Consider the following 12,878-nt stretch of genomic DNA (forward strand, 5'->3'; position numbering starts at 1 on the left):
TCAGCCGGCGAAGGTGTCGTAGAGCAGCTTGAAGTTGAGAACGAGGATGACGGCGGCCACCACCCAGGCCAGCGCCGCTACGCCGCGCGGTATGGCGAAATTGCCCATCTTCTTCTTGTCCGACACGAACTGCACCAGCGGCACCACCGCGAAGGGCAACTGCATCGACAGGATCACCTGGCTGAAGACGAGCAGCTGGCCGGTTCCCTTCTCGCCATAAAGTGCCGTGACGATCACCACGGGGACGATGGCAATGCCGCGCGTCACCAGGCGACGGGCCCATTGCGGGATGCGCAGGCGCAGGAAGCCCTCCATCACGATCTGGCCCGCGAGCGTTGCGGTGACAGTCGAGTTGAGGCCGGAGGCAAGCAGCGCGACGGCGAACAGGATCGAGGCGATGCCCAGGCCGAGCAGCGGCGAGAGCAGCTCGAAGGCCTGGCCGATCTCGGCAACGTGGTGATGGCCGGTATCGTGGAAGGCGACCGCCGCGACGATCAGGATCGACGCATTGACGAACAGCGCCAGGACCAGCGCGATGGTCGAATCCGTCGTCGCCCATTTGATGGCGTCGCGCTTGCCGGCATCGGTGCGCTCATAGGCGCGGGTCTGCACGATCGAGGAATGCAGATAGAGATTATGCGGCATGACCGTCGCGCCGATGATGCCGATGGCGATGTAGAGCATCGCCGGATTGGTGACGATCTCCGGCGACGGCACGAACATCGAATGCAGGATGGTGCCGGCCGGCGGCGCGGCGACAAAGATCTGGATGGCAAAGCAGCCGAAGATGATGATCAGCAGCGCGACGACGAAGGCCTCGAGATAGCGGAAGCCCTTGTTCATCAGCAGCAGCACAAGGAAAGCGTCGAGCGCGGTGAGGATGGCGCCGCCGATCAGCGGGATGCCGAACAGAAGCTGCAGCGCGATCGCCGTGCCGATCACCTCGGCGAGGTCGCAGGCGATGATGGCCAGCTCGCAGGCGATCCAGAGCACCAGATTGACCGGGCGCGGATAATAGGCGCGGCAGGCCTGGGCGAGGTCGCGCCCGGTGGCGATGCCGAGGCGCGCGGCGAGCGCCTGCAACAGGATCGCCATCAGGTTCGACAGCATGATGATGAAGAGCAGCGTGTAGCCGAACTGGGCGCCGCCGGCGAGGTCGGTCGCCCAGTTGCCCGGATCCATATAGCCGACGGAGACCATGTAGCCCGGTCCCATGAACGCGAACAGGCGGCGGAACCAGACTCCAGTCTGTGGCACCGCGATCGAGGCGTTCACCTCGCGCAGGCTTGGCTGCTCGTCGTCGGGCTTATCGAATCGCCATGTGGGTCGGGCTACGGTTGCTGCATCGGCGTCGGACATGGGGGATTTCCGCTGGAATGTATCGAAGCTACCTTTTATCTACGCCATGGCTCAACATTATGCAATAGGCTATATTTCATTGATCATGCTTTCGTGATGCGCCAGAGCGGGTCTGGACGCGGGCGACCGCAAACGCTGGTTGCGCCCGCGCGGGAATGCAAATAAACGGCCGGACCATCAGGGGTTCGTGTTATGGATACGACCCCGATTCAAGGAGGAGCGCGTATTGGCGCTTAGGAACAAACCAGTTCGACGCGAGGAGCCGCTTCCCGATGCCGAAATCCATTCGGAGGGTTTCCGGCAGACGCGCGAAGCGCGCCGCGGCGCGCTGGTCGAGGACTATGTCGAACTGATCGCCGACCTGATCGAGGACGGCAACGAAGCGCGGCAGGTGGATATCGCGGCAAGGCTCGGCGTCGCGCAGCCGACGGTGGCAAAGATGCTGACCAGGCTGTGCGCCGATGGGCTGGTTTCGCGGAAGCCCTATCGCGGCGTGTTCCTGACCGAAGCCGGACGCAAGGTCGCCGAGGAAAGCCGCATCCGCCACCAGACGGTGGAGGCGTTCCTGCGCTCTCTCGGCGTCAGCGCCGAGACGGCGCGCATCGACGCCGAGGGCATCGAGCACCATGTCAGCGCCGAAACGCTGGAAGCTTTCCGCCGGGCGATGACGAACCGCCAGGACTAGGTCTGCGGTCCGTCCGACCGTATTGAAGCGGAACCGACGCATCTCCGCCGCATTACTTCCCACATCGCGCGATTGCCGCGCTCAAGGAGGAAGCAATGGGCGTCGAACAGGCTCCGACCGCTAAAGGGAAGCGGGCAGCCAGGGGATTGCGGCAGGCGGCCGCCAAGGACGAGCGCAAGACCGAGGCCGAGACCGGCCATCCGCTGAAGAAGGGCGCGGCGCGTTTCGAGGAACATTCGAAAAGTTCGGACGGCAAGAGCGCCGGCGCCAAGCAGAAAAGCTGATGCTTTCAGCCGGTTTATGGTCGGTGGGCTTTGCTTGTCCGATTGAGGTTTCCGGCGCGTCCGACATTTGGCGGGAGCGAAAAATTCTGTGACTTAGGCCAGCCGTTGCGATAATTGTCTGCAGGGGGTGGTCGTGGGCCAGTCCCTCCAGGACATTCGCGTTGCGAGGAGTTGCCATGCTTTGGAGAGGCCGTCGTCAGAGCGACAACATCGAGGATGACCGTAGCGACAGCGGCGGCGGACTTGGCGGCGGAATGGGCGGCGGCGGTCAGTTCCGACTTCCCGTCGGCGGCCGTACCGGTGGCGGCGGCAGCATTCTCCTGGTCATCCTGGTCGTGCTTGCGGGATGGTATTTCGGTTTTGATCCGTCGCAGATCCTGGGTGGCGGCGACGGCGGATTGCTCCCGGGTGGCGGCGGCCAGATCACCGACAACAGCGGCTCGCAGGACAATGGCGGCGCGCCCGCCAATGACGAGATGAAGCAGTTCGTCGCGACGGTGCTGGCGGAAACCGAAGACACCTGGACCGGCATTTTCAAGGCGCAGGGCCTGACCTATGAGGATCCCAAGCTGGTGCTGTTCAGCGGCCAGATCCGTTCAGCCTGCGGTTTCGCCTCGGCGGCGGCCGGTCCGTTCTACTGCCCGGGCGATCGCAAGGTCTATCTCGACATGACCTTCTTCCAGCAGCTCGACCAGCAGTTCGGCGCTTCCGGCGAGTTCGCCCGTGCCTATGTGGTGGCCCATGAGGTCGGTCACCATGTGCAGAACCTCACCGGCATCATGAGCAAGTTCAACCAGATGCGCCAAGGCATGAGCGAGGCCGACGCCAACCAGCTCTCGGTGCGCATCGAGCTTCAGGCCGACTGCTTCGCCGGCGTATGGGCCCATTACACCGCGCAAAAAGGTATATTAGAGCAGGGTGACATCGAAAGCGCGCTGAATGCTGCCAAGCAGATCGGCGACGACACGCTGCAGAAGAAGATGCAGGGCTATGTCGTGCCGGAAAGCTTCAACCATGGCACCTCCCAGCAGCGGCAGACATGGCTGGCGCGCGGCTACAAGAGCGGCAAGCTGTCCGACTGCAACACGATGAGCGGTCCGATCTGAGGCGGCGCTGCCGGTTCTTTCGGGTGACGACCAATGATCGAAGGCGGCTGGCAAGGGATGTCAGCATAAGACGTTTGCCTTCGTTCGCGGATTGTTCCCGCCGCTAACCTCGCCTATAAGGTCCCTCCCGCCTGTGCCGCAAGGCGGTTGAGGAGCTTGTCACCATGATCGACCCGAAGACCGCCAAGCGGGGCCTTGCGCTCGTTTTCACGACGCTGCTGCTCGACATCATCGGTTTCGGCATCATCATGCCGGTGCTGCCGGCCTATCTGGAGGAACTGAGCGGCGTCAGCGTGAGTGAGGCCGCGATCGAGGGCGGCTGGCTGTTCTTCGTCTATGCGGCGATGCAGTTCGTCTTCGCGCCGATCATCGGCGGCTTGAGCGACCGCTTCGGACGACGGCCGATCCTGCTTGCCTCGGTGCTGACGTTTTCCATCGACAACCTGATCTGCGCCATCGCCTGGTCCTATCCGATGCTGTTCATCGGCCGCGTGCTCGCGGGCATTTCCGGCGCCAGCTATTCGACGACATCGGCCTTCATCGCCGATATCTCGAACGACGAGAACCGGGCGAAGAATTTCGGCCTGCTCGGCATCGCCTTCGGCGTCGGCTTCGTCATCGGTCCGGTGCTGGGCGGGCTGCTCGGTACGTTCGGGCCGCGCGTGCCGTTCTATTTCGCCGCAGCACTGGCCTTCGTGAATTTCCTGATCGCGATGTTCCTGCTGCCGGAGACGCTGGATGAAAAGCATCGTCGCCGTTTCGAGTGGAAGCGTGCCAATCCAGTCGGCACGCTCATGCAGATGCGCAATTATCCAGGCATCGGCTGGATCGGGCTGGTGTTCTTCCTGATGACGCTCGGCCACATGATGTATCCGGCGGTCTGGTCGTTCGTCTCCACTTATCGCTATGGCTGGAGCCAGCAGCAGATCGGCTTTTCGCTCGGCGCCTTCGGCCTGTGCGGCGCAATCATCATGGCGACGGTGCTGCCGCGGATCATTCCCAAGCTCGGCGAATGGAGGACGGCGGCTATCGGGCTGACCTTCACCGCGCTCAGCGCCTTCGGCTATGCATTTTCGACGCAAGGCTGGATGATCTATGCGGTGATCGTGGCCGGGTGCCTGGAGGCGCTGGCCGATCCGCCGCTCAGAAGCCTCGCCGCCGCCAAGGTGCCGCCCTCGGCGCAGGGCGAATTGCAGGGCGCGATGACCTCGATCTTCTCGATCACCTCGATCATCACGCCGCTGCTCTACACGGCTATCTTTTCCTGGTTCACGAGCCCGACGGCGCCGGTCGTGTTCGGCGGCGCGCCCTATGTGCTCGGCGCGATCTTCCTGACGCTGGCGGTCATCGTCTTCGTGACGAAAGTGGCCAAGCCGACGCCGAAGGAAGTCGAGCGCATGCACACGCAGGAGGCGGCGGTGACGGACGGCGGTTTGATCTAGGCGCGTTCGGCCAGCGCTTCCTCGCCGCGCCGCTCGCGGATGAGGTTGACGAAGCGGCGGAAGAGGTAATGCGAATCCTGCGGGCCGGGCGAGGCCTCGGGATGGTGCTGAACCGAGAACACAGGACGGCCGGTCAGCGCGATGCCGCAGTTCGAGCCGTCGAAGAGCGAGACATGGGTTTCCTCGACGCCTTCGGGCAGCGAGTCGGCGTCGACGGCGAAACCGTGGTTCATCGAGACGATCTCGACCTTGCCGGTGGTGTGGTCCTTGACCGGATGGTTGGCGCCGTGGTGGCCCTGGTGCATCTTCTCGGTCCTGCCGCCGAGCGCCAGCGCCAGCATCTGATGGCCGAGGCAGATGCCGAACACCGGGATGTCGGTCTTCAAGAGGTTCTGGATCACCGGCACGGCATATTCGCCGGTCGCCTCCGGGTCGCCGGGGCCGTTCGACAGGAAGATGCCGTCCGGCCGCATGGCCAGGATCTCCTCGGCGCCGGTCTTGGCCGGCACGACGGTGACCTTGGCGCCGAGACCTGCAAGCAGGCGCAGGATGTTGCGCTTGACGCCGTAGTCGACGGCCACGACGTGCATGGAAGGCTCGCCCCGCTCGCCATAGCCTTCGTTCCAGACCCAGGGCGTCTCGCGCCAGACCGAAGACTGGCCCGACGTGACCTCCTTGGCGAGATCGAGGCCGATCAGGCCCGACCAGGCCGCGGCCTGCCGCTTCAGGTCCTCGATGTCGAAGACGCCATCGGGCGCATGCGCGATGACGGCATTGGGCATGCCTTTCTCGCGGATCAGCACGGTCAGCGCGCGGGTGTCGATGCCGGACAGCGCGACGATGCCGCGCCGCTTCAGCCACTTGTCGAGATGGCCGGCGGCGCGATAGTTGGACGGGTCGGTGACGTTGGCCTTGAAGATCGCGCCGACAGCGCCCGCGCGGGCGGCTGGATGCAAATCCTCGATGTCCTCGTCATTGGTGCCGACATTGCCGATATGCGGGAAGGTGAAGGTGACGATCTGGCCGGCGTAAGACGGATCGGTGAGGATTTCCTCGTAGCCGGTCAGCGCGGTGTTGAAGCACACTTCCGCAACGGCCGATCCCGTGGCGCCAAGGCCGCGGCCTTCGATCACCGTGCCGTCGGCGAGGACCAGAAGGGCGGTCGGCTTTTCAGTTGCCCAGGGGGCGGTGGTGGTGGCCATTGCGGCACTCCTGTCAGGCGCGGCAATCGGTCGGCAGGACCATTTGCGCGGCAAGGCGCGAAGCTGGATTTCCCGGCTCCCACGCGTCAACTCATTGTCTCATGCAGGACCGAGTACATAGGCGAACGGGCCGGAGCGGTCAATGCGGCGTCCCCGGACCACGGCCGATTTGCTTTCGTCCAGCAATATCAGCATCTTGCCGCGATTTGCGTTGGCCGTTCGGCAAAGCTATTGTCCGCCGCATTCGAAGGAGAAGCACGATGCGCGAGAAAATCGCCGAATCCATGAAGAGCGCGATGAAGGCGCAGGACAAGCACCGCCTGCCGACGCTGCGGCTGATCCAGGCCGCCATCCACGATCGCGACATCGCCAATCGCGGCGCCGGCAAGCCGCCGGCGAGCGAGGAAGAGATCCTGCAGATCCTCGCCAAGATGGTGAAGCAGCGCGAGGAATCGGCCAAGGCCTTCGAGGACGGCAAGCGGCCGGAACTGGCGGCGCAGGAGCGCGGCGAGATGGAAATCATCCGCGCGTTCCTGCCGACGCAGCTCGACGACGCGGCGATCCAGGCCGCGGCGCGCGAAGCGATCGCGGCGACGGGTGCGGCCAGCCAGAAGGACATGGGCAAGGTGATCGGCGCGCTGAAGCAGAAGTATGCCGGCCAGATGGACTTCGCCAAGGCCAGCGCCATCATCAAGGGGCTGCTGCAGTAGGTGCGGCTTCGCTAATCCTTGCACATCGGTATCGGCTGCGGCGGCGGTGCCGGATGATCCTTCTTGTATTGCGCGATGATCGGCTCCAGCGTCTTCCTGGGCCAGAATTTCGGCGAGCCGATCTCGTTCAGGCAGGAGGCGTTCCAATAGAGGCCCGCGCCTGACAGCGATTGGCCTGCGGCCTTGGCCCGGGCGACAGCGGCGATGTCGCGCGATTCCGGATAGATGTAGAGCGTCGTCGGTTTGTTCTTCACCAGCGGGATGATCTGCTCGGCGTCAGCGGGCGACCAACTGGTGCAGCCATTGCTGCGGCCGCCGGCATAGTTCACCAGCTTGCCGAACGGAACAAGGCCGTCATGGTCGGCGTATGAGCTGTTCGGCTCTTTGCGCATGCACATACCCCTGAGCAAGGCAGCCGGATGGCCGCCGATCACGCGCTGCCTGGCGTTCGCCGCTTCGCCTTCGCCGTCGAACTGGATGAAGCTGCGCATGAACACCGCGTTCTGCGCGCCGACACGGTAATACCCCTTGAAGGACGTCTTGGTCTCGGCGGTCATATAGGCGCCGCCGGCCGTCAGCGCCGAGTCCATCGCGTTGCCGAAGTTCTTCGCGCAACGCCTGCCGTTGGAGAAATCGGCAACGCCTTTCAGGTTGCGGCCGCCGCCATGGCCCGAGGAAACCGCGCGGAAGAGCTGCTTGCTTTCGCATATGATGTAATAGCGCTGGCCCAGCACGCTGTTGCCGAGGTCGCCGGGACGCGTGGCATCCATGGCGAAGTAGCAGGGGTTGCCGACCGAACCATCGCTGACCTTCTTCTGGTAGAGCGCGCGCGCCCGCTCCAGAACGACCTGCGAAATCTGGCCCTCGCCGTCGCCGACATGGCGCTGCAGCCAATCGGGAACGGTCGACGGCCGCAACGCCGCGAACGAGCTGACCGACGCCGTCAATGCGGCGAGGGTCGCGACAAGACCAAAGATGGCCGCGCCCAGCGGAACAGATTTCAACCGCACCGTTTTGCCCCTCCTGTCGAAGCGTTGTCTCGTACCCGTGAATCACCCAGGTCGATCATAGAAGATCTCGCATCCGTCGGCGAAACACTTCTAGTTTAGCGACGCCTTTTGGAAGTCGGATTTCCGGACCGCTTCGATTGAGCTATGATCTGATTCCGGCGCGCCCACGCCTCCTCCCTCCATCGGGAAGCATCGTTCATGCAGGGCAATTCACATCCAACCAACTGTTCGAGCACCAGGCAAAAGGAGGGGTTGTCGAGACTGCTCGCGGCAGGAGGTTTTTCGATGCGGCTTTCCGCACCCGTCTATCATCTGAAACGCCAGGCGAGGCTCCTGTCCCGCCGGGAAAATGTTCCGCTCCATCAGGCGCTCGACCGCGTTGCCGTCAAGGAAGGCTTTGCCAGCTGGAGCCTGCTTGCGGCCAAGGCCGCCGAGGCCGCGCCCGGCGACAGCTTGCTGAGGCGGCTGATCCCCGGCGACATGGTTCTCGTGGCGGCGCGGCCAGGCCAGGGCAAGACGCTGATGAGCCTCGATCTCGCCGTGGCGGCCATGAAGCAAGGCAGTCGCGCCGTGTTCTTCACCCTGGAATACATGCACGCCGACATCCTCGACCGGTTCCGCGACATCGGGATCGACCCGGCCGATTTCAATCACCTGTTCGATTTCGACAATTCCGACGCCATAAGCGCCAGTTACATCATCGAGAGGTTGCGGTCGGCGCCGCGCGGCACGCTGGCGGTCATCGACTATCTGCAACTGCTCGACCAGAAGCGGGAGAATCCCGAGCTCATGGTCCAGATCCGCGCCTTGAGGTCGTTTGCCCGGGAACGGGGACTGGTGCTCGTCTTCATCTCGCAGGTCGACAGGTCCTATGATTCCTCCGGGAGACCGTTCCCGGATATCGGCGATATCCGGCTGCCGAACCCGCTCGACATGTCACTGTTCGACAAGGCCTGTTTCCTGAACAAGGGCGAAATCCGGTTTCAGGCGACTTGAGGGCGATCCGTGTCGCGGCTATGCCGGTCTCGACAGGGAAGCGAACCATGATCGAAATCGTCAAACCCGCGCTCGAACATTTGCCTTCCTACAGGGCGGCACTGGAGCGTGGGTGGTCACCCGACAATGTGCGGCTGCTCGAAGCGACGCGCGAGCAGCTCGAGGCGATCGAGAAAGATCCCGTCGAATTTCTCGCCGGCCTCGACGACCCCGAAGCGAAGGGGCTGCCCATCACCTTGCCCGACGGCACCAAGGTCGCGCGCCTGCCGGGCTTCCGGCGCTGGATCTGGGATGGCGAGGCCGCCGGCTCGATCGGTTTCCGCTGGCAGAAGGGCACGTCGGCGCTGCCCTCGCATGTGCTTGGCCATATCGGCTATGCGGTTGTGCCGTGGAAGCGGAGCCGAGGCTATGCCACCGAAGCGCTGCGGCTGATGCTGGACGAGGCGAGGGCGGTCGGGCTCGACCATGTCGAGATCACCGCGAAGCCGGGCAATCCGGCTTCGCACAAGGTCATCACAGCCAATGGCGGCAAACTCGTCGGCCGCTTCTTCGAGGACGCCGCCTATGGCGGCGCGGAGAGCCTCAAGTTCCGCATCGACCTTTGAAGGTTACTCGCCGGGCCTGGCCAGTCTTCCTTCTTCCGCCTTGTGGTAGAACTGGCTTGCGACGAGCCAGCCTTTGAGCGGCCTGAGCGGCGGGATGCAGGTCGCAAGAACGATCGGGATCGAAACGAAAGCGTGGAACCACATGGAGGGCTCGAAAGTCACCTGCGCCCAGACGGCGAACAGCACCGAAGGCACACAGGCAAAGCAGATGACGAAGAACGCCGGGCCGTCGGCTGGATCGGCAAAGGAATAGTCGAGCCCGCAGACATCGCATTTCGGAGCCAGTTTCAAGAATCCCTCGAACAGGTGGCCCTCGCCGCAACGCGGGCAACGGCCACGGATTCCTACCTGCCAAGGTACCAAACGTGGATAATGCGCAAGGTCTTCCATGATCGCTCCAATGGACCTCGCGTGAGGGCCGGTGCAGGCCTGGAGGTCTCGGATACATACATATATCATACTTGTATGCATACAATGCGACAAAATGTATGGATTGGCTATACGTGACGGACGAAAGTGATATCGGCTGGCTCCCGGTTCTGGAGGCAGGGCCGCGACCGGTCTATCTGAAGATCGTCGACGCCCTTGCGGATGCCCGCTCGAACGGCCGGTTGCAGCCTGGCGACAGGTTGCCGCCCCAGCGGGAACTCGCAAGGCTGCTGGGGGTCGATCTCACGACGGTCACGCGGGCGTTTTCCGAAGCCAGGCGCAGGAACCTTATCGACGCGAACGCGGGCCGGGGCACCTTCGTCACGCCGGGCGAGCCGGAAGAGCCTGTCCTCGATCTCAGCATGAACATTCCGCCGGCACCGGCCGGCCTCAACCTGCCGGCCTTGATCAGGACGGGCATCGAGGGATTGCTCAAGCGCTCCAGCGCCGAAGCGCTGCTTTCCTACCATCCCGGTCCGGGCTCGCCCGTGGAGCGCGCCGTCGGCTCGTCATGGCTTGCCGAAACGGGGGACAGGTTGCCGGCCGACAGGGTCGTTGTCGGCTCGGGCGCGCAGGCGCTGCTCACGGCCGTCGTCCTGTCTCAGACCCGCGAGGACGACACGATCCTTTCCGATGCGCTGACCTATCCCGGGCTGATCGCGCTAGCCGAGGCCGCGCGCCGCAAGCTCGCCGCTGTCGCAAACGATGGCGAGGGCATGCGGCCGGACGATCTCGAAGAGGCGGCGCGACGGCATGGCGCCCGCATTCTCTACGTCAATCCGACGCTTCAAAATCCGACCGCATCCGTCATGCCCGAAGGCCGGCGGCGCGAACTCGCCCGCATGGCCGAAAAACTCGAGCTGACCATCATCGAGGACGATCCCTACAGAAGGTTGCTCGCCGCACCGCCGCCGGCCTTTCTGAATCTGGCGCCGGAGCGGACCTTCCATGTCGCGACATTGGCGAAATGCATCTCACCTTTCCTGCGCACGGCCTTCCTGGCGGTGCCCGATCAGCAAGCCGCCGAGCGGATCGCCACAGCGATACGCGGCACGACGATGATGGCGCCGCCGCTGATGACGGGCCTCGCCTGCGAGTGGCTGCGCAGCGGTCTTGCCGGGGAAATCATCACCGCCGTGCGCACCGAAGCGCAGGCCAGGCAAGAGATCGCGCACGACATCCTGCCCGGGGGTTTTGTGGCATCGGAGTCCGGCTTGCATCTATGGTATCCGCTGGAGAGCCAACTGCGCTCGGAAGAGCTCGCCGGCACCGCTCGCCGCCGAGGGCTAGCCATCAGCCCCGCGGAAGAGTTCGCCGTCGGGCAGGAGTTTCCCAACGGCTTTCGCCTGGCGCTGGGCGCCACCCCCAATCGGGAACGGTTGACGGAAGGCCTTCAAGGCCTGGCTTCCATTCTTTCGGGAACTGCGGGCCTTTCGCGGCCAAAAGTCTAAGGCAAGCGAAAGCCTGCTATTCGGCCGCCGCCGGCAGCGGCGGGGTCGCGCGGCTGCGCCACTCCCAGGTCTGCGAGGCGACAGCCACCACCACCGCCACCAACATGGCCAGGGCCCCTGCCAGCGGCAGGCTGCGATAGCCGTAGCCGGCATTGAGCATCGCCGCGCCCAGCGAGGCGGCCAGCGCGATGCCGACATTGAAGCCGGACGGAATCAGCGAAGAGGCGAGGTTGGAGGCATCGGCCGTCCAGGCGAGGATGCGTGTCTGGATCGGCGCGCCGATGGCGAAGTTGAGACCGCCCCAGATCACGATGGCGACGACCATCGGCACCGGATAGGGGCTGACAAGATGGATGATGCCCAGCGCCACCGCCTGCAGGGCAAGCATGACGATGAGCGACGGCATCAGCTTCCAGTCGGCGAGCTTGCCGCCGACCAGAACGCCGATCGTGGCGCCGACGCCGTTGAGCAAAAGCACAAAGGGGATCAGGCTCTCGTCGAGGCCAGTCACTTCAAGCAGCATAGGCGTGATGTAGGTGAACAGCGCAAACTGGCCGATCATCAGCATCAGCATCAGGATCAGCGACGTCCAGACCTGTTGGCGGGCGAGCACACGGACTTCGCGCGCCAGCCCGGCTGGCCGATTGGCGGCGCCCGCCGTTCGCGGCAGCAGCGCCAGCATGGCGAGGATCGCGATGATGCCCAGCGCGCCCATCACCCAGAAGGTCGCGCGCCAACCCCACAGGCTGCCGATCGCCGTTCCCGCCGGCACGCCGATGACATTGGAGACCGTCAGCCCCGAGAGAATGACCGCGACCGCCCGGCCGCGCTGGTCCTCGCGCACCAGGCTGACCGCGACCACCATGGCGACGCCGAAATAGCAGCCATGCGCCACGGCGGTGGCGATACGCAGCAGAAGCATCGAGGTGAAGTCGGGCGCCAGCGCGCAGGCCGCCTGACCAAGGGTGAAGGCGATCGTCAGCCCGATCAGCAGCGTCTTGCGCGAGATCTTGCCAGTGGCCAATGCCAGCAGCGGGCCGCCGATGGCAATGCCGCAGGCATAGCCGGAGACGAGATAGCCTGCGGTCGGCACCGAAACGCCGAGGCCCTGCGCCACCTCGGGCAGCACGCCGGCGATGACGAATTCGGTGGTGCCGAAGGCGAAGGCGGCAAGGAAAAGGGCAATCAGCGGCAGCATGGTTCAAAACACAGGCGAGGAATGCACGCCTCAAACCACGCTCGGGCGGGCGCGGCAATGCAGAAATTGACGATGGCGCTTTAGCTTTTCTTGACCGGATCGATCAGAACCGGCCTGTCGCCGCGACTACGCCGCCGTTTTGCGTCCATACGGGATCTTCAGCCAGGCCCGTTCATGCAGGTAGTAGAGCAGCGACTTGGTGACGACTTCGGTGAGCCCGATGGTGGCCGCGAGCTTGATGCTGCCGGTCACCACAAGCGATATGATCATCGTGTCGATCGTGCCGGTGACGCGCCAGGAAAGCGCCTTGGCGAAGCTGCGCGAATGCGTGTCCATCGACGGATCGTCCTCTTAACAGGTCCCTCAGGCGATCCTTAGCCGACGGAAGCGAGGATGAGCAA

Annotated in this window: 14 protein-coding genes; 8 read left to right on the forward strand and 6 right to left on the reverse strand. The window is 64.2% G+C overall.

The genetic code is table 11. From position 1 onward, the window contains the following. Nucleotides 1–1,359 carry an Nramp family divalent metal transporter gene (locus FJ430_RS12955; RefSeq protein ID WP_140653767.1) on the reverse strand — a complete coding sequence of 453 codons (1,359 nt, stop codon included), beginning with the start codon at nt 1,357–1,359 and terminating at the stop codon, nt 1–3. A gap of 226 nt (nt 1,360–1,585) precedes the next feature. Here FJ430_RS12955 and mntR point away from each other — a divergent pair, with 226 nt between their 5' ends. From mntR to FJ430_RS12975, 4 genes are all read left to right on the forward strand, one after another. Further along, nucleotides 1,586–2,044: a manganese-binding transcriptional regulator MntR gene (gene mntR, locus FJ430_RS12960; protein WP_140640707.1), complete on the forward strand. Its 459-nt coding sequence runs from the start codon at nt 1,586–1,588 to the stop codon at nt 2,042–2,044. 95 nt (nt 2,045–2,139) lie between these two features. Further along, the gene (locus FJ430_RS12965; protein ID WP_140703782.1) at nt 2,140–2,328 is read left to right on the forward strand and encodes a hypothetical protein; all 189 of its coding nucleotides are present in this window, start codon (nt 2,140–2,142) and stop codon (nt 2,326–2,328) included. Nucleotides 2,329–2,504: 176 nt separating this feature from the next. Beyond that, nucleotides 2,505–3,434 carry a neutral zinc metallopeptidase gene (locus FJ430_RS12970; RefSeq protein ID WP_140703780.1) on the forward strand — a complete coding sequence of 310 codons (930 nt, stop codon included), beginning with the start codon at nt 2,505–2,507 and terminating at the stop codon, nt 3,432–3,434. Nucleotides 3,435–3,598: 164 nt separating this feature from the next. Beyond that, on the forward strand, nt 3,599–4,876 hold the full coding sequence (locus FJ430_RS12975; RefSeq protein ID WP_140703778.1) for a TCR/Tet family MFS transporter: 1,278 nt from the start codon (nt 3,599–3,601) through the stop codon (nt 4,874–4,876). Here the strand turns inward: FJ430_RS12975 and carA are convergent. Beyond that, entirely contained in the window at nt 4,873–6,078 is a 1,206-nt protein-coding gene (gene carA / locus FJ430_RS12980; RefSeq protein WP_140703776.1) for a glutamine-hydrolyzing carbamoyl-phosphate synthase small subunit, read from the reverse strand. The genes FJ430_RS12975 and carA overlap by 4 nt on opposite strands. A 260-nt stretch (nt 6,079–6,338) precedes the next feature. Here carA and FJ430_RS12985 point away from each other — a divergent pair, with 260 nt between their 5' ends. Next, the gene (locus FJ430_RS12985; RefSeq protein WP_095817380.1) at nt 6,339–6,788 is read left to right on the forward strand and encodes a GatB/YqeY domain-containing protein; all 450 of its coding nucleotides are present in this window, start codon (nt 6,339–6,341) and stop codon (nt 6,786–6,788) included. A gap of 11 nt (nt 6,789–6,799) precedes the next feature. Here the strand turns inward: FJ430_RS12985 and FJ430_RS12990 are convergent, their stop codons facing one another. Beyond that, nucleotides 6,800–7,798 carry a hypothetical protein gene (locus FJ430_RS12990; protein WP_140703774.1) on the reverse strand — a complete coding sequence of 333 codons (999 nt, stop codon included), beginning with the start codon at nt 7,796–7,798 and terminating at the stop codon, nt 6,800–6,802. A gap of 285 nt (nt 7,799–8,083) precedes the next feature. Here FJ430_RS12990 and FJ430_RS12995 point away from each other — a divergent pair, with 285 nt between their 5' ends. Together FJ430_RS12995 and FJ430_RS13000 are read left to right on the forward strand one after the other, a co-directional pair. Continuing rightward, nucleotides 8,084–8,794 carry a DNA helicase gene (locus FJ430_RS12995; protein ID WP_140703772.1) on the forward strand — a complete coding sequence of 237 codons (711 nt, stop codon included), beginning with the start codon at nt 8,084–8,086 and terminating at the stop codon, nt 8,792–8,794. 47 nt (nt 8,795–8,841) lie between these two features. After that, nucleotides 8,842–9,399, forward strand: coding sequence for a GNAT family N-acetyltransferase (locus tag FJ430_RS13000; RefSeq protein ID WP_140703770.1), 558 nt, complete (start codon nt 8,842–8,844; stop codon nt 9,397–9,399). 3 nt (nt 9,400–9,402) lie between these two features. Here FJ430_RS13000 and FJ430_RS13005 read toward each other — a convergent pair whose 3' ends face one another. Continuing rightward, complete coding sequence (locus tag FJ430_RS13005) at nt 9,403–9,789, reverse strand: DUF983 domain-containing protein (RefSeq protein WP_140640688.1); 387 nt, start codon at nt 9,787–9,789, stop codon at nt 9,403–9,405. A 113-nt stretch (nt 9,790–9,902) separates the two neighbouring features. Between FJ430_RS13005 and FJ430_RS13010 the strand changes: the two genes are divergently transcribed. Then, nucleotides 9,903–11,279, forward strand: a complete 1,377-nt coding sequence (locus tag FJ430_RS13010) for a PLP-dependent aminotransferase family protein (RefSeq protein ID WP_181175257.1) — start codon at nt 9,903–9,905, stop codon at nt 11,277–11,279. Nucleotides 11,280–11,295: 16 nt separating this feature from the next. On the opposite strand, the gene FJ430_RS13015 is transcribed toward FJ430_RS13010, so the two are convergent. Together FJ430_RS13015 and FJ430_RS13020 are read right to left on the reverse strand one after the other, a co-directional pair. Further along, nucleotides 11,296–12,477: an MFS transporter gene (locus FJ430_RS13015; RefSeq protein WP_140703766.1), complete on the reverse strand. Its 1,182-nt coding sequence runs from the start codon at nt 12,475–12,477 to the stop codon at nt 11,296–11,298. Nucleotides 12,478–12,603: 126 nt separating this feature from the next. Next, complete coding sequence (locus FJ430_RS13020; protein ID WP_140640682.1) at nt 12,604–12,813, reverse strand: DUF2061 domain-containing protein; 210 nt, start codon at nt 12,811–12,813, stop codon at nt 12,604–12,606. Nucleotides 12,814–12,878 lie beyond the last annotated feature (65 nt).

This window comes from Mesorhizobium sp. B2-8-5, from assembly GCF_006440675.2.
In the GTDB taxonomy this organism is placed as follows: Bacteria; Pseudomonadota; Alphaproteobacteria; order Rhizobiales; family Rhizobiaceae; genus Mesorhizobium.